The sequence below is a fragment of the Labrenzia sp. PHM005 genome (assembly GCF_006517275.1).
Lineage (GTDB): Bacteria > Pseudomonadota > Alphaproteobacteria > Rhizobiales > Stappiaceae > Roseibium.
This window is the reverse complement of the sequence record NZ_CP041191.1, coordinates 257,825-281,569: the sequence shown is the minus strand read 5'-3', so window position 1 is coordinate 281,569 and position 23,745 is coordinate 257,825. Positions and strand designations below refer to the sequence as shown.

At 54.3% G+C, this 23,745-nt stretch carries 23 protein-coding genes and 1 tRNA gene; 15 read left to right on the top strand and 9 right to left on the bottom strand.

The window, feature by feature from the left end:
• Window positions 1–170: 170 nt before the first annotated feature.
• Window positions 171–2,186, top strand: a complete 2,016-nt coding sequence (locus tag FJ695_RS01470; protein WP_168206229.1) for a bifunctional UDP-sugar hydrolase/5'-nucleotidase — start codon at window positions 171–173, stop codon at window positions 2,184–2,186.
• Window positions 2,187–2,291: 105 nt separating this feature from the next.
• Here FJ695_RS01470 and rpsA read toward each other — a convergent pair whose 3' ends face one another.
• The 3 genes from rpsA to aroA form a co-directional block, all read right to left on the bottom strand.
• A complete protein-coding gene (gene rpsA / locus FJ695_RS01465) occupies window positions 2,292–3,989 on the bottom strand; it encodes a 30S ribosomal protein S1 (RefSeq protein WP_141183784.1) in 1,698 nt (565 codons plus the stop codon).
• Window positions 3,990–4,259: 270 nt separating this feature from the next.
• Window positions 4,260–4,880, bottom strand: a complete 621-nt coding sequence (cmk, locus tag FJ695_RS01460) for a (d)CMP kinase (protein WP_141183783.1) — start codon at window positions 4,878–4,880, stop codon at window positions 4,260–4,262.
• The gene (gene aroA, locus FJ695_RS01455) at window positions 4,877–6,232 is read right to left on the bottom strand and encodes a 3-phosphoshikimate 1-carboxyvinyltransferase (RefSeq protein ID WP_141183782.1); all 1,356 of its coding nucleotides are present in this window, start codon (window positions 6,230–6,232) and stop codon (window positions 4,877–4,879) included. Before aroA ends, cmk begins: the two co-directional genes overlap by 4 nt.
• Before the next feature lie 272 nt (window positions 6,233–6,504).
• Here aroA and FJ695_RS01450 point away from each other — a divergent pair, with 272 nt between their 5' ends.
• A complete protein-coding gene (locus FJ695_RS01450; RefSeq protein ID WP_141183781.1) occupies window positions 6,505–6,891 on the top strand; it encodes a TIGR02300 family protein in 387 nt (128 codons plus the stop codon).
• Window positions 6,892–7,039: 148 nt separating this feature from the next.
• Window positions 7,040–7,115, top strand: a tRNA-Ala gene (locus FJ695_RS01445).
• A gap of 57 nt (window positions 7,116–7,172) precedes the next feature.
• Here FJ695_RS01445 and FJ695_RS01440 read toward each other — a convergent pair.
• Window positions 7,173–8,138, bottom strand: coding sequence for an RICIN domain-containing protein (locus FJ695_RS01440; protein WP_141183780.1), 966 nt, complete (start codon window positions 8,136–8,138; stop codon window positions 7,173–7,175).
• A 149-nt stretch (window positions 8,139–8,287) separates the two neighbouring features.
• Here FJ695_RS01440 and FJ695_RS01435 point away from each other — a divergent pair, with 149 nt between their 5' ends.
• The 6 genes from FJ695_RS01435 (at window position 8,288) to FJ695_RS01415 (ending at window position 13,439) form a co-directional block, all read left to right on the top strand.
• A complete protein-coding gene (locus tag FJ695_RS01435; protein WP_209010874.1) occupies window positions 8,288–8,710 on the top strand; it encodes a YqaA family protein in 423 nt (140 codons plus the stop codon).
• Window positions 8,711–9,098: 388 nt separating this feature from the next.
• Window positions 9,099–9,227 (top strand): hypothetical protein, encoded by a 129-nt coding sequence (locus FJ695_RS28385; protein WP_256370142.1) that lies wholly within the window; start codon window positions 9,099–9,101, stop codon window positions 9,225–9,227.
• Window positions 9,214–10,524, top strand: coding sequence for an extracellular solute-binding protein (locus tag FJ695_RS01430; RefSeq protein WP_141183779.1), 1,311 nt, complete (start codon window positions 9,214–9,216; stop codon window positions 10,522–10,524). The genes FJ695_RS28385 and FJ695_RS01430 overlap by 14 nt, the downstream gene beginning before the upstream one ends.
• A gap of 95 nt (window positions 10,525–10,619) precedes the next feature.
• Window positions 10,620–11,501: an ABC transporter permease subunit gene (locus FJ695_RS01425; protein WP_141183778.1), complete on the top strand. Its 882-nt coding sequence runs from the start codon at window positions 10,620–10,622 to the stop codon at window positions 11,499–11,501.
• Between the two features lie 10 nt (window positions 11,502–11,511).
• The gene (gene ugpE, locus FJ695_RS01420; RefSeq protein ID WP_141183777.1) at window positions 11,512–12,354 is read left to right on the top strand and encodes a sn-glycerol-3-phosphate ABC transporter permease UgpE; all 843 of its coding nucleotides are present in this window, start codon (window positions 11,512–11,514) and stop codon (window positions 12,352–12,354) included.
• An 8-nt stretch (window positions 12,355–12,362) separates the two neighbouring features.
• On the top strand, window positions 12,363–13,439 hold the full coding sequence (locus tag FJ695_RS01415) for a sn-glycerol-3-phosphate import ATP-binding protein UgpC (protein ID WP_141183776.1): 1,077 nt from the start codon (window positions 12,363–12,365) through the stop codon (window positions 13,437–13,439).
• A 193-nt stretch (window positions 13,440–13,632) separates the two neighbouring features.
• On the opposite strand, the gene FJ695_RS01410 is transcribed toward FJ695_RS01415, so the two are convergent.
• Window positions 13,633–14,394 carry an amino acid ABC transporter substrate-binding protein gene (locus tag FJ695_RS01410; RefSeq protein WP_141183775.1) on the bottom strand — a complete coding sequence of 254 codons (762 nt, stop codon included), beginning with the start codon at window positions 14,392–14,394 and terminating at the stop codon, window positions 13,633–13,635.
• A 423-nt stretch (window positions 14,395–14,817) separates the two neighbouring features.
• Window positions 14,818–15,555 (bottom strand): YafY family protein, encoded by a 738-nt coding sequence (locus tag FJ695_RS01405; protein WP_209010873.1) that lies wholly within the window; start codon window positions 15,553–15,555, stop codon window positions 14,818–14,820.
• A gap of 71 nt (window positions 15,556–15,626) precedes the next feature.
• Between FJ695_RS01405 and FJ695_RS01400 the strand changes: the two genes are divergently transcribed.
• The 3 genes from FJ695_RS01400 (at window position 15,627) to FJ695_RS01390 (ending at window position 19,126) form a co-directional block, all read left to right on the top strand.
• The gene (locus tag FJ695_RS01400; RefSeq protein ID WP_141183774.1) at window positions 15,627–15,950 is read left to right on the top strand and encodes a hypothetical protein; all 324 of its coding nucleotides are present in this window, start codon (window positions 15,627–15,629) and stop codon (window positions 15,948–15,950) included.
• A 309-nt stretch (window positions 15,951–16,259) separates the two neighbouring features.
• Window positions 16,260–17,258, top strand: a complete 999-nt coding sequence (locus tag FJ695_RS01395; protein ID WP_209010872.1) for a DNA alkylation repair protein — start codon at window positions 16,260–16,262, stop codon at window positions 17,256–17,258.
• 122 nt (window positions 17,259–17,380) lie between these two features.
• Window positions 17,381–19,126 carry a methyl-accepting chemotaxis protein gene (locus FJ695_RS01390; protein ID WP_141183772.1) on the top strand — a complete coding sequence of 582 codons (1,746 nt, stop codon included), beginning with the start codon at window positions 17,381–17,383 and terminating at the stop codon, window positions 19,124–19,126.
• Between the two features lie 117 nt (window positions 19,127–19,243).
• Here the strand turns inward: FJ695_RS01390 and FJ695_RS01385 are convergent, their stop codons facing one another.
• The 3 genes from FJ695_RS01385 to FJ695_RS01375 all read right to left on the bottom strand — a co-directional run bounded on the left by FJ695_RS01385 (window position 19,244) and on the right by FJ695_RS01375 (window position 21,499).
• Window positions 19,244–19,882: a glycoside hydrolase family 25 protein gene (locus tag FJ695_RS01385; RefSeq protein WP_141183771.1), complete on the bottom strand. Its 639-nt coding sequence runs from the start codon at window positions 19,880–19,882 to the stop codon at window positions 19,244–19,246.
• Window positions 19,883–19,950: 68 nt separating this feature from the next.
• Window positions 19,951–21,150: a nitrate/nitrite transporter gene (locus FJ695_RS01380; protein ID WP_209010871.1), complete on the bottom strand. Its 1,200-nt coding sequence runs from the start codon at window positions 21,148–21,150 to the stop codon at window positions 19,951–19,953.
• The gene (locus FJ695_RS01375; protein ID WP_141183770.1) at window positions 21,140–21,499 is read right to left on the bottom strand and encodes an MmcQ/YjbR family DNA-binding protein; all 360 of its coding nucleotides are present in this window, start codon (window positions 21,497–21,499) and stop codon (window positions 21,140–21,142) included. Before FJ695_RS01375 ends, FJ695_RS01380 begins: the two co-directional genes overlap by 11 nt.
• 165 nt (window positions 21,500–21,664) lie before the next feature.
• Here FJ695_RS01375 and FJ695_RS01370 point away from each other — a divergent pair, with 165 nt between their 5' ends.
• The 3 genes from FJ695_RS01370 (at window position 21,665) to FJ695_RS01360 (ending at window position 23,715) form a co-directional block, all read left to right on the top strand.
• Complete coding sequence (locus FJ695_RS01370; RefSeq protein WP_141183769.1) at window positions 21,665–22,483, top strand: RNA polymerase sigma factor; 819 nt, start codon at window positions 21,665–21,667, stop codon at window positions 22,481–22,483.
• Window positions 22,484–22,677: 194 nt separating this feature from the next.
• Window positions 22,678–23,079, top strand: a complete 402-nt coding sequence (locus FJ695_RS01365; protein WP_141183768.1) for a DUF4440 domain-containing protein — start codon at window positions 22,678–22,680, stop codon at window positions 23,077–23,079.
• 207 nt (window positions 23,080–23,286) lie between these two features.
• Window positions 23,287–23,715: an Hsp20 family protein gene (locus FJ695_RS01360; RefSeq protein WP_141183767.1), complete on the top strand. Its 429-nt coding sequence runs from the start codon at window positions 23,287–23,289 to the stop codon at window positions 23,713–23,715.
• Window positions 23,716–23,745: the final 30 nt, after the last annotated feature.

Genomic DNA, 23,745 nt, shown 5'->3' with positions numbered 1-23,745 from the left:
TTATAGGACGGTGCCGGAAAGCGAAACCCGGCATCTCTACCTATGTCGAAGATCACCGAGCTCACCTGAAAACGCGTTGTTTATCAGGCTATTCATTTTGCTGTCACCCGTCCGTGAAAGACGACATCCGTTCTTTTCCTGTCAGTCGGCCGAGCGCCAAGGAGGTTATGATGTCGAACCCAGCTAATTCTGGGCTTTCGCGCCGTTCGTTTTTGAAAACAGGTGCACTCGTTGCTGGAGCCACAATTGTACCGTCTGTTATTTCTTTCCGAGCCCACGCAACAGCTGGCCCTGGCGAGCTGGCAATGGTTCCGGCGCAGCCGAATGCAAACGGCGTCGTTGAACGGCTTTTCCTCCTGAAGGGTGATCCGCTCTCGGGTCCGATCCAGACGATCATAACTGAAGAAGGCAATCCTGTTCCGATGCCAACGCTTGAAGATGGTGAGCGGCGCGTGCTTCGGGTTCTGCATTTCAATGACATGCACAATCACCTGACCGAGATGCACGGTAAGCGGGGCGACACACACCGGTTCTCACAAATGGTGAAAATGGTCAAAGACATCCGCGGTGCTGCAAAGGACGACGAGGTCGTTCTTTTCGTGTCTGCTGGTGACGATCACACTGGTTCGATCTTTGATGAATTGATGGGCTGGGCGCAGGAAGAATTTGTGGCTGACGCGGGATACCGGGCGAACTCCGCCGCAGGTGTCGACATTGCCGCGCTTGGCAATCACGAGTTCGACCGCGGTGCGGAACTCTTGAAAATGGGCATCGACAAAGACGCCAACTTCCCGGTCCTGTCCGCCAATGTGCATGGCTCCAAGCATCTTAGCCAGAACGAAGATTATGTTGCTGCGGCGATCGCCGAAGTGAAGGGGCTCCGGATCGGTTTCATTGGTCTAACGACCGCTGTTGACACCCGTGTCGGTCAGCCGGACGATCCGTCTCTTGCTGTTGCCAGCCCTGTTGAAGCCGCCCGCAACCTGACCCCGGCACTGTCCGAAGTCTGTGATGTCATTGTTGTCCTGTCACACTGTGGTTATGGCGGCGACCAGCATAAGAGTGGCAAGGCGGCAACGTCCCGCACCATAGGCGAAGGTGACTTTGCAATCGCGGATGCCGTTGGCTCGTTGACCGACAAACCGGTGGTTCTGATCGGCGGCCATTCCCATACGACGCTGAACGAAAACGGCATCAACACGGACAACGTTGTCAGCGGTGTGCTGATCACTCAGGCGAATGCCCACGGCAAGTTCCTGGGTGATGTTGCCATGTCGATTGCCGCCGACAAGGGCCGCAAAGGCTGGTTCACGTCCGTTGGTCTGCATGCCACCAAAAAACGCGACAAACGCGTAGCCTCCGACGATCCGAGATTTGCATCTTTGGAGCAGCCGGAAGACTACGATCAGGCGTTTGAAGAAGCGCATATCGCTCCTATGATTAAGGCGCTCGATACCAAACTGGCAGAGGTGATCGGGCAGGTTTCCGGCGATAAGGACCTGACATCAGAAGAGACCTTTGCCGACCGGTATGTCGGTGAAGTCGCGCTAGCGAACTACATGAACGATGCCTTGGTCGAAGCCTCCAAGGTTTTTCCGGGAGGACAGGTGGATCTTGCGCTTTTCAACGCAACAGGTCTTTCCTCCGGTGTTGCCAAAGGCGATCTGACCTTCCGTGGCTGGTACGATGTTATGCCGTATGCCGATGCGGTGCATGTCGCGACCATGACCGGCGCGCAGCTGAAGGACATGCTCGACAACAATGCCAAGCGCCTGCTGCGTCCTGAAGAAGCGGAAAGTGTCGACATGAAAGGCTTCGTTTCACGCGGGTTCCTGCATTTTTCCAAGGAGCTGCGCTACAAAATCGCATTGGGCGCCGCAGCCTCGGACGCCAAAGCGGTTGAAATCATGCTCAAGGGCAAGCCGCTTGACGAGCAGCTGGAAGAAACCTTCCGCGTTGCCTTCAACACCTACATCGCGCTGGGCGCTTTCGGGGAAACCTGGAACGGCAAGCAGATCGGCGCGGATGTTCCGGGCAATATTGCGAGTTTTGACGTGCGCCAGCTGCCGTATGAACACACCGGCCTTGTCTACCGGAACGAAGTGATTTCGCATATTCGCGCGACCGGAACTGTTGGCCCGGAAACGGGCGCAAAGAAGGATGGCCGTCTGACGATCGTTCAGTAGTCCGAGCTGGTCAGGTGTTAAAACGTCTGGCCACACGGCCTAAACAAAAAGCCCGGCATTGCTGCCGGGCTTTCGCGTTTCTAACTTCGAAAAGAAGCTGAAAACTTAGTCGTCGTTCTGCTGCTTGAGAGCAGCACCCAGGATGTCGCCGAGGGACGCGCCGGAGTCGGAAGAACCGTACTGTGCGACAGCTTCCTTCTCTTCTGCGATTTCCAGCGCCTTGATGGAGGCAGAAACGCGGCGGGTCTTCTTGTCGAACTGCGTGATGCGGGCATCGAACTTGTCGCCGACGGAGAACTTCTCCGGACGCTGCTCATCCCGGTCACGGGACAGGTCAGCGCGGCGGATGAAGGCAGTCAGATCGCTGTCTGCGATCTTGACGTCCAAACCGCCGTCTTTGATTTCGATGACTTCACAGGTCACAACAGAGTTCTTGCGGATCTCGCCAGCAGCACCGGTTTCCATCGGATCGCCGGAGAGCTGCTTGATGCCGAGAGAGATGCGCTCTTTCTCAACGTCAACATCCAGGACGATGGCCTTGACCATGTTGCCCTTCTGATACTCTTCGATGACCTGCTCGCCCGGACGGTTCCAGTCGAGGTCAGACAGGTGAACCATGCCGTCAACGTCGCCGTCGAGGCCGATGAAGAGACCGAATTCGGTCTTGTTCTTCACTTCACCTTCAACTTCGGTGTTGATCGGGAACTGCTCAGCAAACGCATCCCACGGGTTCTGCAGGGTCTGCTTGAGGCCCAGAGAAATGCGGCGCTTGACCGGGTCGACTTCCAGGATCATCACTTCGACTTCCTGAGAAGTAGAAACGATCTTGCCCGGATGGACGTTCTTCTTGGTCCAGGACATTTCGGAAACGTGGATCAGGCCTTCGATGCCCGGCTCCAGTTCGACGAATGCACCGTAGTCGGTGATGTTGGTCACGCGGCCATTGAACTTGGCTTCGATCGGGTACTTGGCTTCGATGCCATCCCACGGATCAGCTTCAAGCTGCTTCATGCCAAGGCTGATGCGATGTGTGTCCTGGTTGACGCGGATGATCTGAACCTTGACGGTCTGACCGATCGTGAGAACTTCGGACGGATGGTTGATGCGGCGCCACGCGATGTCGGTGACGTGCAGCAGGCCATCGATGCCGCCGAGATCGACGAATGCACCGTAGTCGGTGATGTTCTTGACGACACCCTCGACAGTGTGACCCTCTTCCAGGCTCTGGACCAGTTCCGAACGCTGCTCGGCACGGGTTTCTTCCAGAACAACACGGCGGGACACAACGATGTTGCCGCGGCGCTTGTCCATTTTCAGGATCTGGAACGGCTGCGGTGTGTGCATCAGCGGAGTGACGTCGCGCACCGGACGGATGTCCACTTGAGAGCGCGGCAGGAAGGCAACAGCGCCATCCAGATCGACGGTGAAGCCGCCTTTGACCTGGTTGAAGATCTGGCCGTTGACTTTTTCGTTGGCTTCGAAAGCCACTTCCAGACGAACCCAGCTCTCTTCGCGGCGCGCTTTTTCGCGCGACAGAACGGCTTCGCCGAGGGCGTTTTCGACACGCTCCAGGTAAACTTCGACTTCGTCGCCTACACCCATTTCGCCGTCGCGGCCTTTTGCGCCGAATTCCTTCAGCGGCACGCGGCCTTCAACTTTTAGACCAACGTCGATAACAGCCAGGTCTTTTTCGATGGCGACGACGGTGCCTTTGACAACAGCACCTTCGTAGAGGTCGTTCTGGACGAAGGACTCTTCAAGAAGAGCCGCAAAGTCTTCCATGGAGGGATTAAAATCAGTCATAGATACTCCTAGCGCCTTTTGGCGCGCCGCCGGCGGGTTGGTGTTGCACTCCGGATGTCCTACTTCCCGGAACCGACGTTTCGTCTGGTTCTGCCGCTTAAAAGCGGGCCGGCGGGGCGAGAAACAGAAAATCCGGTCTCGTCACAGGTCACAAAACGTGTCCTGCCGAAAAATTATGTCCATTTCTGAACAAAAGGCCCTGAGGGCGGGTTCCCTGTCAGATGCACGAAAAGGGGCGCACTCTGAAGTGAGCCCCGGGTTATCTGATGCCTATGCAGCCTTGGAAACGATGTCTACAGCTGCTTGGAACGCTGCTTCTATATCCATTTCTGTCGTATCAAGCAAGACCGCATCGTCCGCTTGTTTCATCGGAGCCACGGTTCTTTGGCTATCGCGCTCGTCCCGCCGTTTCAGATCGTCCAAAACGGAGGCGTAGGTGGCTTCATTGCCTTTGGAGATCATCTCGTCGGTACGCCGCTTTGCCCGGGCTTCCGGGCTGGCGGTGACGAACAATTTGACCGTCGCGTCCGGGCAAACGACCGTGCCGATGTCACGGCCATCCAGAACAGCGCCCGGAGGTGTTTCTGCAAACTTGCGCTGCAGGTTTACCAGCTCTTCCCGCAAGCCGCCCAAAACCGCAATGCGCGATGCTGCTTCACCGATTTCGTGGGCAGATAGAACCGACTTATCCATCTGGGCAAGATCGAGGTGCTGGGCGATCTCAATGGCAACGCCTTCATCACCGAGCGGCAGGCCCTTGGCAAGAAGGGCCGCAGCGACGGCGCGGTAAGTGAGGCCGGTGTCCAGATGACGCAGGCCGAAATGGTCAGCCAGCCTGCGGGCAAGCGTGCCTTTTCCCGAAGCTGCCGGACCGTCAATGGCGATAATCATGCGGCCTCGCTGGAGTTTGCGGTGATCTTGGCGCCGAGACCCTCAAACAAAGAGGTGAACGTCGGGAAGCTGGTCGCAATAACCGCACCATCGTCTACCGTGACAGGATTATGGGCCGCCATGCCTAGGATGAGGAACGACATCGCAATCCGATGGTCCAGATGCGTAACGACTGTGCCACCACCTATGTTGGATGCGCCGCCAGTCACGGTCAGCGTGTCTTCGGTCTCAACACATGGAATGCCATTGGCTTCCAGTCCGCGGGCAACAGCTGCGAGACGGTCGGATTCTTTGACGCGCAGTTCATCAAGGCCGGGCATAAAAGTGTCGCCTTCAGCAAAGGCGGCCGCGATTGCCAGCACTGGGTATTCGTCGATCATAGACGGTGCACGTTTCGCAGGGACAGTAATGCCTTTGAGCTTGCTGGCCTTCACACGCAGATCACCGACTTCCTCGCCGCCGGTTTCGCGGCGGTTGATGATCTCAATGTCGCCGCCCATTTCGATCAAAGTGGTGATCAGGCCGGTACGGTGTTCATTCAAAAGAACATTCTCAATCGTCAGATCGGACCCTGGAACAATCAGGGCCGCAACGAGCGGGAAACCGGCAGAGGACGGGTCACCTGGAACGTCAATATCCTGAGGTTTCAGCTCCGGCTGGCCGGTGAGCTTGATCACCCGCTCTCCGGCTTCGTTCAGCGAAACTGAAATATCTGCGCCAAAGCCTTTCAGCATCTTTTCGGTATGATCGCGCGTCGCGATTGGTTCAATCACGGTGGTGATGCCCGGTGCATTCAGGCCGGCGAGCAGAACGGCGGACTTGACCTGTGCCGACGGCATAGGCACCCGGTAGGTGATCGGAAGAGCCTGTTCTGCGCCGCGGATGGAGGCTGGCAGGCGGTCGCCGTCACGGGCGATCACGTTGGTGCCCATGTCGCGCAAGGGATCAAGTACGCGGCCCATCGGCCGTTTGGACAGCGAGGCATCGCCGACAAAAGTTGCTGCGATGTTATGGCTGCCGAAAATGCCCATGGTCAGGCGCACACCGGTTCCGGCATTGCCAAAATCAATCACACCTTCAGGTTCCAAAAGACTGCCGAGGCCAATGCCGTCGACGGTATAGGAGCCGTCGTCCAGTTTTTCGATTTTCGCGCCAACAGCGCGCATGGCATCGCCGGTTGCCAGGACGTCTTCTGATTCTAGAAGACCTTTGACCGTTGTTTGGCCGACGGCGAGGGCACCGAACATTAAGGACCGGTGCGAGATGGATTTGTCGCCCGGCACACGAATGGTGCCTTTCAGCGGGCTGCCGGCCGCTGAAGTGAGCGGAACAGGCGCGGAAGAATGTGACATTTTTTATGTCCGCAAGCTTGTCAGGTTGTCAAAAGGTGACACGTCCTATCACGCAAGGGCGGCGGCGTCATCCATTAAGGGATAGGTGTCTCAAACATGCTTTATGTGAATGAAGACCTTGAGCCTGCTTGAAATTTGCGACACATCGTGCAGAAAAGTGGGGCGAGAAAGAAAAAACGGTGATTTGCCTTTGACAGCACACCGCTCTTAGGGCTAAGGGCGGCGAACTCAAAATTTCAAATCGACCATGCAAGCTATGAAGGGTGAGCACAGTGGCAAAACCTGAACTTGGCACAAAGCGGCTGTGCCCGGGCTGCGGCGCCAAATATTACGATCTCAACCGCGACCCGATTACCTGCCCGAAATGCGGTACCATCTTTGAAGCGGTGATGACCTCCCGCGCGGCGAAAGCGGCCAAGGCGGCAGAAAAACCGGAAGACGATGACGAAGAGGACGACGCAGCGGCACCGGAAATCGTAACGCTGGAAGAAGCGGATGCGGAAGCTGAAGGCGGCGATGATGTGCCGGACCTCGACGGTGATGACGTTGAGATCGACGATGACAGTTCCGATGATGACGTCTTTATCGATGAAGACGACGAAGACGACGATGCCGTTCCGGGCATCCGGGTCGCGGTCGACGACGACGGCGATCAGTAAGATATTGGCGAAACAGCAGCTTTTTTCTGTTTCGCCTTTTCCACAAGGCTTGCAGAAATTCCTGTAAATTTCTGCTTGATCTTGTTCGGAGGTGTGACTATGTTCCGCCTCCATCAGCCGACGGTGACCCAGCCGTTGGAAAATAAATGGGGCCTTAGCTCAGCTGGGAGAGCGCTTCGCTGGCAGCGAAGAGGTCAGGGGTTCGATTCCCCTAGGCTCCACCATTTTTCTTTCCCAAAAATCAGATCCAAACGCCTTGCAGCGGTTCGTTTATTATCGACTCACCGCCCGAGTACATATTGATCCAAAGCGACCTTAAGCGAGCTGATGGCTTCTGCTTCATCATACGTGAAAATGTCGTCAATCACCGGCTGCCCGCCTTCTTCAATGATAATGAAGTCTGTTTTGGACAGAGCCGGGTTCCCCCAGCAGGCCTGATATTGATAGGTGACGGAGATATCCCAGGAAGATTCAAACGGCTTTTCCGTTGAGAGCGAGATGTTTTCCAGAGGGCAGGCGTCTTGGGTGCCCGTGAAAATATCAAAATCAGGCGCGCGTCCGCCCATTTGCTGAGCCGCTTCGGTTTTGATGGCCCGCTTATAAAAACCGATCAGGTCCTTGCTGTAGATACGTTCCAACCGCCCTTCGGCAAAATAATCGAGCATTACGCCTGGAAACGGAACGGAAAAATTGCTCTCGGCTATGGAGATGATTTCTTTGACAGGGTCTTCGGGATCAAATGCTGCCGGAGGTGCTGACGCAGCCGTCTTCGATGCCGGTGCGTTGGCGACTTGCCAGACTTGGCTGGCGCTCTCGGCACATGTGGCTTGGACGGCTTTGGACCGAGCTTTTTTGCCTTTGTTCTGGATGTCCAGGCATAAACCACCTCCTGAGCGCACTTTGACGACGGCATCGCCAACATACTCTGGTTGCCACAACCGGTGTTTTTTGTTGTTGCAATCCGCTTGATAAACACCCGCCCTCTGGTTCAACTTCTTCGCTGGCACGCTCAAGCAAAGGCCGGATTTGGCATTCACGATCCGGCCGTCAGGATAAAACTCCCAAAGCTGATTGGGATTCCCATTACATGGCACAACAACAAGACGTGTCGCTGGTTCCATGCTGCCTTTAGGATTGGCCAGACAACTGCCGTTGGCTGCGGAGATAAGCTGCTGAGCAGCATTGGCGGTGCCCATACCAGAAATGCAAACAGTCAAGCAGAAGAACGGGAGCAGAAAGCGTTTCATGATGGCCTCTTCATCAATGACATGCGAGTAAACGCCAATTCCGGCACTCTGTCCAACGCATTGCAGGTGTTGATGAGGTGGGCCAGGCTCTCTAATCGCAGCTGTTCCAGAATGACAGCGGCCAGCGCTTTGTGATATCGCAGCGCGCCATGATCGCTTTGTTCACTGCCGCCTTTCTTGCTGCGACGTTACTGCCGGCCCAATCGGAATTGGGTCTTGCTTATTTGGTGGCTGCCAACCCGCAAGATTTTTTCATACTGATCGCTGTTGCCAGTCTCGGGAACACGCTTGGTTCTGTGGTGAACTGGGCTATTGGGCTGGGCGCCATCCGCTTTGCCCGTCCGGCCGACAATTCAGGGCAGGTTTCCAAATGGTATCAAACGGCTCAGGGCTGGTACGAGCGTTACGGTTACTGGAGTTTGCTGGCAAGCTGGATGCCGCTGATCGGGGATCCGGTCACGCTAGTGGCCGGGGTCTTTAAAGAGCCTTGGTGGCGGTTCTTGATGCTGGTCGGGCTGGCAAAGACAGCCCGGTACGTCGTGGTGGCGCTTCTGGCGCTGCAATTGGTATGATCATGTCATTGTGATGCCAGGCTGGTGGCAGATGTCATCGCATTTTTTGTAAGCTGGAGCGCAGAAGATGCTTTTGTGCTTCGAGGTTTGGTGATGGTCTTGTGGATTGGCAGACAGTTTGCTGCCGACTTTTTGGTGTGCTGGATTTAGCTGCCGCGCTGCACGGGTCTGGTAACTCCTTATTTTCAAGACTGAATTGCTCAGTTTTCTACGCTACGGCATAGACAAGTGTATCTGGTTACTGAGTTCGCATTCTTAAAAGTAGAGATCTGAAGAAATGCAACCAGATACTCAGTTAGCTAAACAAAAGTCATTTTTGAAAACTTCTCTCTTGCAGCCGCGGGAAAGGCGTCGTTTAATGTTCATATGAGCGTCATATAACGTTCATATGAAAACAATACGAAACGCAGGCGTTATCGTTTCAGGCGTTGAAGAAGCCGTCAGCGTCATGATGAACCAACTGCTGATCGGGGCAACCGCCCTTCTAGATGGGAGCAAACACTATGGCTTACCGTAAGACCGTCGCCAGCTTTGTAGCTGCAGCGGCCCTTTTGGGTACATCTTCCGCGTCCTACGCGGCGACCGACATTTCCTGGTGGCACGCAATGGGTGGCCGTCTTGGTGAAGTCGTTGTCGACATCGCAAACGGTTACAATGAATCTCAAGATGCTTGTCAGATCACACCGGTCTACAAAGGCACCTATGAAGAAACATTGACCGCTGGTATCGCAGCTTTCCGCGCTGGCGAACAGCCGAACATCCTGCAGGTGTTTGATGCGGGTGCCGCAACAATCATCGGCGCAAAAGGCGCAACGATCCCAGCACAAGAAATTCTTGAAAACGCTGGCGTCGCTTTCGACATCAATGACTACATCGAAGGTGTTCGTAACTTCTATGCGGACAGCGAAGGCAAGATGATCGGCATGCCGTTCAACTCGTCCACGCCGATTCTGTATTACAATGAAGACGCGCTGAAAAAAGCAGGTGTTGAAGCTCCGAAGACCTGGGAAGAATTCCAGACCATCGCGCCGAAGCTGAAAGAAGCTGGTTATGTGCCGCTCGCTCAGTCTCACCTGCCGTGGATCTTCACAGAGAACTTCAAGTCCCGTCATAACCAGCAGTTCGCAACCAACAACAACGGTTACGACGGTGCAAAGGACACCAAGCTGATTTTCGGTGAGCCGATCAAGAACCACTTCACCGCCGTCAAAGGCTGGCTGGACGATGGCCTGTTCGGTTACTATGGCACCGGCTGGGGCGACAACCAGACCCCGTTCAACGAAGGCAAGGTCGCCATGTGGCTCGGTTCTTCGGGTTCCTTCGGCGGCATCTCCAAGACCGTTGAGTTCCCATTCTCTGCAACATACCTGCCTTACTGGGATGCTGTTGACGGCGCCGGCACGGGCACCTTCATCGGCGGTGCGGCTCTGTTCTCCATGGCTGGCAAGCCGGATGGCGAAAACAAGTGTGTTGCTTCTTTCTTTGAGTACCTGACCTCTCCGGAAGTCCAATACATGTGGCACAAAGAGACCGGTTATGTGCCGATCACAAATGCTGCTTATGAGCTGGCTAAGAAAGACGGCCACTATGACCGCGCTCCGGCTGCCGAAATCGGCATCAAGCAGCTGACGCTGCCGGGTGGCGAGTGGACCAAGGGTTACCGCATGGGCTTCTACGTCCAGATCCGCGACATCATGAACCGCGAATACGGTAAGATCCTGTCCGGCGAGACTTCTGTTGAAGACGCTTTCAAAACCATCGAAGCCGATGGCAACAAGCTTCTGGAGCGGTTCTCCAAGACCACCGGCAACTAATAAGTTGACCATTTGGGAGCGCCATGGTGCGCTCCCATATCTTTGACTAGAAGGCGGGTCCGTTTGTGGCCCGCTTTCCCCGTTGCGGTGACGTGATGAAAAAAGTTCAATTCCAGTCCCGGTGGGTGCCCTACATGCTGCTTTTGCCGCAGCTTGCCATCGTGACGATCTTCTTCTTGTGGCCGGCAGCTGAAGCCGTTCAGTCGTCTTTCTATCTCGAGGACCCGTTCGGGTTCGGTTCGACGTTTGTCGGGATGGACAACTTCGTCGACACAGTGACCTCCACAGACTATGGCCGCGTCGCCCGCTTCACGGCTGTCTTTACCTTCTTCGTGACCTTCCTGTCCCTTGGCATTGCCCTTCTTTTGGCGGTCAAGGCGGACAAGGTTTTGCGCGGATCGTCGTCCTATAAAACACTGCTTATGTGGGTTTATGCGGTCGCACCTCCGGTTGCCGGCCTGATCGGCGTTATGCTGTTCGATCAGCACGTCGGCCCGATCGTTGATTTCTTTGCCTTGTTCGGCTGGAACCTGCAGATCGGCGTGAGTTACTTCGACACGGCCTTTGCCATGACCACCACGGCGGTCTGGAAGCAAATTCCGGTCAACTTCATCTTCTTTCTGTCAGGCCTTCAGGGAATTTCCAAATCGGTCCAGGAAGCGGCCAGCATCGATTGCCGCTCAGGTTTCCGCCGGTTCTGGACTGTGACGTTCCCGCTCCTGGCCCCGACAGGCTTTTTCTTGCTGATCATCAACATCACTTACGCGTTCTTCGACACGTTCGGTATCGTCGATGTTCTTGTGAAGCAGGAGCCGGGCAACAACCCGGTGACACTCGTCTACAAGGTCTTTCTTGATGGGTTCCGTGGCAATGATCTTGGTGGGTCGTCTGCACAGTCGGTCATCTTGATGGCTCTGGTGTTCATCCTAACCGTTGTTCAGTTCCGGCTGATCGAGCGGCGCGTGCATTACACATAAGGGGCGTGAGATGAGAAAACTTCAAATTCTGGATCACGTTGTCTTGCTCTTAGGTGTGTTCTTCATGGTCACACCGGTCGCGTTGGCCTTCCTGACCAGCACGCATGACGCCATCACGATCTATAAAGAAGGCATCCAATTCGTTCCGGGCAGCAAGTTCCTGGAAAACTATGAAACTGTGCTCTTCCGGGCCGGTGGCTTCACCAAGGAAGTTGATGGCTTTGTCATGCTGAAGAACTCGATGATCCTCGGGTTCGGATTTGCGATCGGCAAGATCATCATCTCTATGCTGGCGGCTTATGCGATCGTTTACTTCCGCTTTCCCATGGCAACCCTGTGTTTCTGGGTGATCTTTGCAACGCTGTTGCTGCCGCTGGAAGTTCGCATCCTGCCGTCTTATGAGATCGTCCAGTCGCTCGGAATGGTGAACACCTATTCCGGCCTGATCGTTCCGTTGATCGCGTCGGCAACGGGTACCTTCTTCTTCCGCCAGTTCTTCATGTCAGTTCCAGATGAACTTCTGGAAGCTGCGCGGATCGATGGAGCCGGCCCCTGGAAATTCTTCAAAGATATCCTCGTGCCGCTGTCGCAAACCATGATCGCGGCTATCTTCATCATCATGTTCGTCTATGGCTGGAACCAGTATCTCTGGCCGACCCTGATCACCACCGAAGAATCCCTGTTTACCTTGGTCCGCGGGATCAAGCAGATCATGCAGGTCTGGGTGGGGGCGCAGATCCCGGCACTGAATGAGGCTATGGCGCTCGCCATTCTGGCCATCGTACCGCCGGTCCTGATCGTTGTGGTCTTCCAAAGCTGGTTCGTCAAAGGGCTCGTCGAGAGCGATAAGTGAGGTTTTAAATGTCAACAATTACTCTCGACACTGTCCGCAAGGTATACGGCGGTGCGGTGGAAGCGGTTAAGGGCGTTTCCATCGATATTGACGAAGGGGAGTTCATTGTCCTGGTTGGTCCGTCCGGCTGCGGCAAATCCACTTTGCTGCGCATGATTGCGGGCCTTGAAGATATCACCACTGGGGAAATCAAAATTGGCGACCGGCTGGTCAACAAGGTCGACCCGGCAGACCGTGATATCGCGATGGTGTTCCAGAACTACGCGCTTTACCCGCATATGTCGGTTTACAACAACCTTGCCTATGGCCTGAAAAACCGGGGCATGGACAAGGCCGAGATCGACCGCCGGGTGAAGGAAGCGGCCCGCATTCTGGAGATCGGTGAATATCTCGACCGCAAACCACGGGCACTTTCCGGCGGCCAGCGCCAGCGCGTGGCCATGGGCCGGGCGATTGTCCGAGAGCCTGCGGCCTTCCTGTTCGATGAACCGCTCTCCAATCTGGATGCCAAGCTGCGGGTTCAGATGCGCGTTGAAATCAAGCGTCTGCAGCAGTCACTTGGCACCACCAGCGTTTATGTGACCCACGATCAGCTGGAAGCCATGACCCTGGCAGATCGCCTGGTGGTTTTGAACGGCGGCAACATCGAACAGATCGGCGCGCCGATCGATGTTTATGACAAGCCGGCGTCCACGTTTGTGGCGAGCTTCATCGGGTCACCAGCAATGAACCTTCTGGATCTGAAGTCGACTGGGGACGGTTTGGCCCTTGCCAAGGGCAAAGGCCTGTCTGGGGCCAACACCAAAGGCAAGGATGCCTATAAAGTTGGGATCCGTCCGGAGCACCTGGAAGTGGTCGATAGCCCGGCCTCCGGTGATGGGCTGGCGCTTGAGGTGACCGTCACCGTCCTCGAGCCAGTTGGTGCGGAAAGCTATGTCTATGCCAGCTTTGAAGAAGGCGGCCCTGAAATTGTCATCCGCGTTTCCAGTCATGCTCATCATGAGCCGGGCGAAAAAATGTACCTCAAAGCGCTGCCGCAAGATGTGCATTTCTTTGATGCGGATACGGGCAAACGCATCGACTGATGCTGATTTGAACTTTCGAGGCAGGTGGCAGTAACGAGGGGCTGCCTGTTTCGCTTCAACCACCCCGGCGAGCCGGGGTGGTTTTTTTGTTCCAAAATAGCATTTACAGAAAGAAAGCCACTAGGCCGGGTTGGCCGCGATCCGCCCAACCTGACTTAAGCCCTTATGATAACGAACATATTGACCAAATCATTCAACCGTCAGAATTTGGTTTGGCGGTAGGTTTTACGTCCGATGTGATTGGAGCCTGCCGCAAATATGCATTGACGGCGTCAATCAGCTGCAAGGACTTTGGTCCCTTGCAGGCAATGCCGATTGGCACACTCTTGACGGGGGCCTTTGCGTTGTACTTCGGCACCGGAATGTTGTTGGCCCTAAAATAGACAAGGGTTTCCGGAATCCAGCCCAGAAACACATCGAGTCTGCCAAGATTGAGCATATTGGCAGCGGCGCGTGGGGTCTCAAGGCGTCGGATTTCTGTCAGGTTCTTTTCAACCTTTGCTCCCAAAGGCATGCCCTGGATGGCCCCCACCCGGAGGTTCTTGAAGTTTTCAATCGACACATCGAGTTCCCCTGGGGTGACATTAAAAGCATGCAGCTCCACCCGATCCCAGACATCAGATAAAGTCGCTCCGGGGCAGTGCGTAATATCAGGGGCGCTGTTGCAGGGGCTAACGCAACAGTCTTCGCAGCGCGAGAACTGAAGGATCGCCCGGGCAGGAGGTAAAAACTGGAATTCGACATTGAGTTTCTTGACAGCCGCCGCTGACAAAACAATCTGATCGTATTTGCCACGCAGGTCCGGCTGGTGGTGCCCATCCAGTTCCGTGGTGTAGATTTTTATGGGCTCGGCCGCTGAGGTTCCAGAGATCAGCAACACCAGTCCGAGGCACTGAAGCGCCATGAAGAAATACTGGAGGGCCTTAAAGCCCAAACTGGGGGCATGTGATCGCATATCTTCTCGTAAGGCGAAGCCTGTCCCTAAATCTCCGTTTATGAAACGGACTGTAGCGCAATTTCGAATGTAGCTACCGTAGTTCTAAATATATTAAAGGGGCGTGGAGGTTGTTATTGTGTAAATAAGCAATTGCTCGAAATATATTTGTTTCAAGAGGTCGTTGTATCTACAGAATTATTGATAAATATACCTAGTTCAAAATTATGGGTGCAATCTGTGTGTCCGTGCTTGTGTGAACGCCTGCGTCAAATCCAGAAACTCTGCTGAAGACGGTTGTCAGGGGCACTAGCAAAAAAACAAAGCCGCCACACTTCAACGAAAACCGGCTTGGACGGCCAGTTTATGAGCCGAGTGAATTGGATTTTAAAACACAGTAGCTTCTGTTCAGCATGTCCAACCCTGAAAACCAGAATAACCTTTTCACGGCGCGATAACATCAAGATCCTGAAGCGCTTGATCGAAACGCTCAATGGCAAGCAACTTGAATGTGTCGTCGGTGATGTTTGCGTTCGCGATGCGGTCACACCGAAAAGTGCGAATATCGTCTCGCAAGCGATCGAACGCGAGCACGTACCAAACCGGGCTGTGCAGTAGCAGGTAGTGGGGTTCTATCTCCCGCGCTGTTCTGTCACCAGATATCGCTTCATAGGAAATCTCCAGAGTCTGCCGTGAAACGAACGCTTGGTGCAGCGTATCAATCACCGGCTGCCGTGGCGGGTTAAACCCGGACAAGACAAAGTGGGATGCGGTTTCGCCTATCAGTATTCTCGATTTCAGATCGGATATTTCGCTTTTTAGGCGAGGCGACAAGGAGGCAAGGAGCTTGCGCCGGATGGGGGCGAGTTCGGCCATAAAAAACGGAGATTTCATTTGTTCAGCAATCGCCAGACTCACCAGTAGGTCGATCGCTTCTGAATAGCTGAACTTGACTCGTCCCACGCCCCAGGTTCGATGCAGTCTGATTCCGCCGCCACGGCCCCTGTCGGCTTCAATAGGAAGGCCCTGGTCACGAAGAAGCTGAATATCTCGAGTTAAGGTCCGGCTGCTGACACCGAGTTCTTCGGACAGACTTGATACGGTCAAGGCTTCGTCGGCCTTGAGCCGCGCACTTATCCAATCCAGTCGCTTCATCCGTTCAATGGTCGATGTTTTGGTCATTTGTTAAATAGGACACAAAATGGCGTATTTATCCATATGGTGCCAGCATCACTCAATACATGGAGAAAAAAATGTCTGCGCCGATCACTGTTCTAGCGCCGATTAAACTGGCACCTGGGAAAACCGAAGAAGACTTGCTCAAAGCTTCAGATTTGTTTGAGAAGAACTTTGTCAGCCATCAGCCAGGTGTCTTGCGCCGTGAGCTCATTCGTAAGTCCGAAGGTGAATATCTCGATATTGTCCAGTTCAAAAGTGCGGAAGACGCACAGGCTGTCATGGAGGCAGAACGGACCTCTCCAGATTGTCTGGAATTTTTCTCGCTTATGGATCTGACCGGTGTTGATATGGAGGCAGAAATGCCGCTGTATCAGTCACTTGCGACTTACAAGCGTTAACCTGCCGGTCAACTCAATCCTCACATCTGGCCCTGCCTCGAATAAGAGGTAGGGCCGTGCCCCGGATATCTGACATCTCCTGACAAATGGTGTCAGGATGCTTGCCGTAAGCCATTGCCAAGTTTGCATATTCTCTGGCAATTCTGACAAGCTATTGTTGAAAGTAAGGTGTTGGTTTTGGAACCGTTTAAAAACAAATTTTCCCCTGAGCTGGTCCGGTGTTTTGCTTTTCATCTAAACCGGCAGATTACGGATTTCTCGAAAGAAGCTTATGAAGCTGAAATTCTCGCGGAATTGGAGCCGCTTGAATTGAAGCAAAGAGCACGCCTGATTGCCGATGTGACCGCTCGCCATTTGCCTGAGGACTTAGATGCCCGTTTCGCAATTCTGCGCGCCGTTCTCCATCCCGACACCGGAGAATCGTTTGATTGGTCGAGTGATGACAAAGGCATCTGCGGATGGGGTGTGATGCCGCTTTCGATGATTGTATCAGATTGTGGTATGGACGATTTTGAAAAATCATTTGACCTCCTCAAGGACATGACAAAACGCGCGACGGCCGAGTTTGACGTCCGGCCGTTTCTTGCAGCTGATCAGGAGCGAGCGCTTAATATCATGGCACCTTGGACTTCTGATCCAAATGTCCATGTGCGCCGTTTGGTGTCGGAAGGCACCCGTCCCCGTCTTCCTTGGGGCATGCGGCTGCAGCGTCTCGTCGAAGACCCGGCACCGGCGCTTCCATTACTGGAGGCTCTGAAAGATGATCCGGAAGAGTATGTTCGCCGTTCTGTTGCCAATCATTTGAATGACATTGCCAAAGATCACCCGGATCTTGTTGCCGACATTGCAGCCAGATGGCTTGAAGATGCTGACAAAAACCGCCAAAAACTTGTCCGTCACGCCTGCCGGTCGCTGATCAAACAGGGGCATAGGGCGACGCTGGACGCGTTTGGTTTAGGGGCGCCTGAAATTCAGTTGGATGGCCCAACCATCGGCAATCCCGATGTCCAATACGGGGAGACAGTTTCTTTCTCGGCTGATCTGAAATCAACGGGTAAGAAACCACAGGACTTGGTGATCGACTATGTGATCCATTTCAAGAAAGCCAACGGCACTCTGGCTCCTAAAGTGTTCAAATGGACAAAAACGAACCTTAAGGCGGGTGAGTCGCTCACTCTTGAGAGAGCCCATGCCATAAAGCCTATCACCACTCGGGTTTACTACGGCGGCACCCAGGCGATCAGTCTGCGTATAAACGGACAAGATTTCGGGTATTGCGAGTTTGAATTGCACATGTTGGTGAAGTAAATCATAAATAGTTTAATGGTTACTAATGTCGGTGATTTAAGTAACTAAGTATTTCGTTATAATAAAATTCAGATTTTTATTGGATAATAACGTCGAGGAAAATTTCGCCTAGGGGCTTTGAGATGTCGACGTCAAATTCATTGGTTTGGAAGCTGGTAATCCCGATTCCTATAATTGTTCTGGCTGGATTGGCAATTGCCTGGTGGTTGATACCAAGCGCGGTCATAGAAAACGCACGCCAAAGCGCAACGCGAAACGGCGTGCAAGCCGCCAACCAATTCAAGACAATCCGCGGGTATTATACCAGCAACGTCATCCGCAAAGCCAAAGCCAGCGGAGCTCTAAAGCCATCGATCAATCACAAGGGTTCGGATGACGCGATCCCACTTCCGGCAACGATGATCCACGATCTGAGCAAGTTGCTTGAAACCAACAGCACTAGCGTGTCGCTGTACAGCGCCTATCCTTTTCCAAACAGGAAAAGCCGGAAGCTCGACAAATTTCAACAAGACGCCTGGGAATACCTGACTAAAAATCCCGATGCGACTTTTGCCCGGGATGAGGTCCGCAATGGCGCAACGGTTATGCGGGTCGCGATTGCAGATACGATGAGCGCCAAAGGATGTGTTGGGTGTCACAATGCGCATCCTGACACGCCAAAGAACGATTGGAAGCTCGGCGACGTCCGGGGGATCCTGGAAGTTGATACGGATATCGGTGAAGCCCTTGCTGAAGCGCAATCAGTCACAATGAGCATCATCGTCGGACTTGTTGTTGCTGGCGGATTGATCCTGGCCGTTGTGTTGATCAGCGCCAGAAAAATGTCCAGGCCGATCTCCGATATCACCCAAAGCATGATGAAAATGGCCGACGGGGATTTGACCGCCGACATCCCCGGAAGCGGGCGCGCTGACGAGATCGGACAAATGGCGAGTGCCTTGACCGTGTTCAGAGATGGTTTGCAGCAAGCCAAAGACCTGGAAGCAGAGAAAGATGCCAAGCACGCGCAACAGGAAACCGAGCGCCGCAAAATGGACGAAGTGATCAGCGCCTTTACCGGCAAGGTTCGCGATGTTGTGAGATCCTTCGTATCCTCCTCGCAGGAGCAAGATGAAACCGCCCGCTCCATGTCGGCAATGTCTGAACAGTCCTCTCAAAAAGCGGCTTTCGTTTCAGAAGCTTCTGACGATGCGCTGAACAATGTGCAGACTGTCGCTGCAGCAACCGAGGAAATGTCGAAAACGATCGATGAAATTACGCAGCAGGTTGCAAATGCGACAGAGGCGTCCGAAAAAGCTGTGACTGAGGTGGAGAACTCCAACTCGCAAATGGGGGTCCTGGCCGATACCGCGAATAAGATTGGCGAAGTCATCGGTATGATCTCTGGAATTGCCGAGCAGACCAACCTCCTGGCTCTGAACGCGACGATTGAATCGGCCCGAGCTGGTGAGGCTGGCCGGGGCTTTGCTGTCGTGGCGAGTGAGGTCAAGGAACTTGCCGGCCAAACCACGCGTGCTGCGGAGGAAATTGTTCAGCAGATTGAGGACATTCAATTGGCCACGAAAGAGGCATCGGGGTCTTTGGAAAACCTGAGCCAAGTGATCAGAACCGTGAATGAAATCTCAAGCGCGATATCCAGTGTAATGGCTGAACAAGGAGACGCGACGCGTGAAATTGCAAGCAGTGTGCACTCGGCTGCTGACGGCACGCGGAAAGTGAACGAAAACATCGCCTCCGTGACCGATGCCAATCAGCAGGTTGGAGAAATATCGGGCAACTTAATGGCATCTGCCTCGATCCTGGCTGGACAGGCAGAGCAACTGAATGAAGAGGTGGAAGTCTTCATTCAACAAGTTCGGCAAGCTTGAGCAGATCAAACGCGTGGAACAGGAAACCGAGATACCGGATAACTGGCGATTTCGGAGGGCGGACCATTCGGCAATGTGATCCGCACAGACCCTTTTTGTTGGCTTCGGACGCGTTTCTTAAAACCAGTTCAGTTTCGGCTCTTGGACGCTTTGGGCGTCAACACTTGGATTGTTCCGGTCAAGATCAACATCGCCTGTGATGCCATCGACCTGGCCACCTTCTGAAAACTGCCAGATGGCATAGCCTTTCCAAGGAGCTGGAATTTCCGGTTCGCTTGCGGAGGTGTAGTTCGCAATCCAAAGAGGATACTCGGTGAAGTCGGGATTGCCGAGACCCTGCCAGAAGGCCGGGGACACATAGATCATCGGCGTGCATTTGATTTGCCGCTGCAAGGTTTCCAGCAGTTCTTTGAGCGCATAGACGTAGACCGAGGCAGAGGCACGTTCCATGTCTTCGCAGTCGATCGCTGGCGGCAGATCTGTTTCATGATCGAAGCTAACGGCCTGTAACTGCTTGATGAGCAAGTCAGACTGTTTGAGAAAACAATCTGTTGGCAGGAAATAATGATAGGCGCCGCAAGAGATGCCGTTGTTTTTGCATCCCGCCCAATTCGCAGCGAACATGGGGTCGGTGTAATTTTCGCCCTCACTTGCCTTAATCATCGCAAACGTGGTTCCGTCTGCCGCGACCTTGCTCCAGTTGACGACACCCTGATAGTGGGAAACGTCGATCCCGTTTTCACCGGATACAGCCATTTGTTTATCCCTCGCTCGCGCACTTGCCCACATCAAGACGCAGGAAGCTAACGAATGTGAGCAGGGCTTTAGCTGTTTCCGGGGGGTAGTTTCTTGAGGCGCAGCATGCCGGCGATGCCGGCAGCCGGTCCAATGGCCATCAGAACAAAGACACCCGGCCAGCCGATCAGACCGGCAAGCATGGGCGTGACCTGTACCGTCAGGAAGGTGAGTGCAAATCCGAGGGCGGTCTGAAAGGTCATCAGGCTGCCCGCTTGTTCTGGGGACGCATAATCGGCGACCAGGGCAGAAAACTGCGCGGAATCCGGCAAGATCGCCGCACCCCAGACCAGAACGCAGAGCACCGTCAGCCAAACCGGCCCGCCAAAAGTCAGCGCACTCAAAAGCGCGGCAGTTCCACTGATCGCCATCGCCAGAATTGCGATGTTGGCTTTGCCGATCCGGTCAGCTAGAAGTCCGGCGCCGATGCAGGCGACGCCTCCAGCCGCAATCGCCAGAAACGCAATAAGACGGGCTAATGGAATGGCGTCGGCGTCTGGCATGTGAGCGGTAAACGAAACGGTCAAAGCAACCCCGATCCAGGCCCACATGGCATAGAGTTCCCACATATGCCCGAGATAGCCGACGTAGGCGTAGCGGATTTTCTTATTTGTCCAGGCGGTGAAGATGGCGGCGATGTCCATCTTGGGGGCTGTGCCGTGGAACGGACCCAACTTCGTTGCCAGGCACAGGAGCCCACCGAGCCCTGAAGCAAGAGACGCGACGGTGAGGCTCCAGCGCCAATCGGTTCCGCCCAACAGCGCCAACAGATGGGGGGCTGCGGAGCCAAACGTCAGCGCGCCGACAAGTGTTCCAACCAGAAATCCGCGATCTTTCTGACCCCAGCCAACAACGATTTTCATGCCAACCGGGTAAACTCCAGCCAGCAGTGCGCCAGTGGCGAAACGGGCAAAGATTGAGAAAGCCCCTCCCGGTTCGACAACCAAAAGGCTCGCATTAAAAAGTGCAGCGGAAATGGCGCTAAATGCAAACAGTCGGCGTGGATCGATCCGGTCTGCCAATCCAAGCAGGGCCGAGGTGAGCGCGCCTGCAACAAAGCCGATTTGTACGGCGCTCGACAGCGCGGCCTGACGAAACTCTGAAATCTGAAATTCTCGGGTCAGATCCGGTAAGATCGCTGCCGACATGAACCACAGGCTCATGCCTGCGATCTCGGCAATCATCAAAAACGCCAGTGAGCGCCATTTGGCCGCAACATCAATCTGCAAGGCCGAGATCTTTCTGAAGTTTTTTGGTCAGTTTGGCAGCGATGATTTTATGCGCGGCTTCGATATAGGCTTTGAGGTCATCGTCCGGCATGCTGGTATCGTCTTCCCGCTGAACCCATTTGGCCCGAGCCAAATAAGGCGCGGGAATGACACCGTCCTGCTGGATCAGAAGGGAATAGGACAGGTCGGAGCACTTGAAGCTGAATTTCTCGTGTGAGCCTTCGCCCCAACCGGAGCAGATGGCAAAGATCTTGCCGCCAACCTTCCAGACGGACGCATTGCCCCATTGAACGACATTAGTCGTGGCCGGCAGGCTTTTACAATAGGTGTCGAATTCGTCCCGGGTCATAGTCTTGATTGGTCTTTGGATTTGAAAAAGGATAAGCGCATCAACAGTTAAGCCACACCGTGAAGCGGTGCAAATGGGGATGCAAGAAAAAAGTTCTCATTTGCGGTCACACATTCGGCAGCCGGGCCCTCTAACCTTATAGTGACCATTAAGGGAGACCGGCACATGGCAGCCATCTGGATTGCGCAAGAGACAGTGGACGCGGCACAAGGCGGAGACCGGCAAGCGCTGGAAAGCGTGCTTGCAGGGGCTCAGGATCAGGTTCATGCGCTGGCGCGGCGCATCCTGGTCGACGTGGAAGATGCCCGCGAAGCAACCCAGGAAATCCTGATTCTCGTCTTGACGAAACTTTCCACCTTTCGCGGCGAAAGCGCCTTTTCCACCTGGGTATACCAAATCGCCGTACGATATCTGGTCAATGCTAAAAAGCTGCGTGCCCGCGACCCTGGATTGACCTTTGAGATGTTTGCAGCGGACCTGGAAAACGGGCTTGTGGCCGATCCACCAAAAGCGCCGGATCAGGATCTGTTGTTAAACGAACTGCGAACCTCCTGCACCATGGCCATGTTGTTGTGTCTGACACTGGATCTGCGTTTGGCTTATGTGCTCGGTGATATTTTCGAACTGGATCACTCAGAAGCAGCAACCATCCTGGAAGTCACACCAGCGGCATTCCGAAAGCGCCTTTCGCGGGCAAGAAGCGCCGTCCATGCATTTACCGCGCAAAATTGCGGTCTGGTGAACCAATCCGCGCCCTGTTCGTGTCCCCGCCGTTTGCCGGCTGCTATGGCGAGTGGACGCATTACGCTGAACGATTATCCAAACTCGGGCGAGGGTGCAGACAGCTTTCAGGCTGTCAAACGCAGGATCGGTTCCGTGGTGGATGCGCTGAAGAGTTATGAGTTGTTCAGCGCCGTGCCGGATCACCGCTGTCCTGACGATATACGTCATCAGCTGACCGAAATCCTGTCGCCGAACATTTAGACCGGCTTCAGAACCGCCAGACATTTTTCTCATTTAACCAGCTTGGCAGCAAGCGGGACTGGCGCCGCTGTGTCTGCCGAAACCTCAGGAGTGAACTTGTGAGAATCCCAAAATTCTGGCGCGCCGGATCTGTCGTGGCCGCCGTTCTCATCTCAAATATCTCAATTCCCGCTCAATCAGAAGAGGCTCAAACAATGACCAAAGACCAACAAACCGTTCTCAGTGTGATCAATCATATGACAAGTTCCTTTCACGCTGGCGATATTGATGCGGTCATGAAAACGTATGAAGCGCGCCAATCAATTGCGTTTGAACCCGGCAATCCGGTGTCTGATGCAGCCATCGCCCGTCAGGCCTTTCAGCAGTTTTCTGAGATGGCACCAGAGTTTACCTATCAGGGGCACGAGGTCATTGTTGAGGGGGATTTGGCCGTCCATATCGCACCGTGGCGCATGACCGCCAAGGGTGCGGACGGGACAGACATGTCGGCGAGCGGTCTTTCGGTCGCAGTATTAAGGCGGCAGTCAGATGGGAGCTGGAAAATGGTGATCGACAATCCATATGGTAACCGTCTTCTTGCTGAGACGGCTCAATAATCATTGGGTGGCCGCACGAATTGTTCACAGTGCGGCCATTCTGTGGACTATCGTTGGAAAACACCGCAAAAATCCGAGAATTTTCGGGCGTCCTTGAATCAATTTTAACAAGTCTCCATATTTAATAAGAACGGGAGCACGCAGCTCCTGTCCGGGTGCCTTAAAAAAGGGCCTGGAAGCAAGGTCGCTTCGACAAGGACTTTGAGGATGTCGCGCATGTCAGCGTTTTCCAGCCCGTTTATGCTCGGGTTTGATGATATCGAGCGAGTGCTCGATCGAGTGTCCAAGGCAGCCAATGATGGCTACCCGCCCTATAACATTGAACGGTTGCCGAAGACCGACAGTCAGGGCGATGTTATCCGGATCACATTGGCTGTGGCCGGGTTTACAAGGGACCAGCTCGATGTGTCGGTGGAAGAAAGCCAGCTCGTAATCCGGGGCCGGCAGGTGGACGACAAAAGCCGCCAGTATCTCCACCGTGGAATTGCTGCCCGCCAGTTTCAGCGGGCATTTGTCCTCGCCGAGGGGATCGAGATCCTCGGTGCGGATTTGAAGGATGGGCTGTTGTCCATCGACCTGGCACGTCCCGAACCGGAACGCGTCATTCGAAAAATAGAAATCTCCAGCGGTGAATGACCTTCGCTGCAAAAACAAAATGGAGAATCA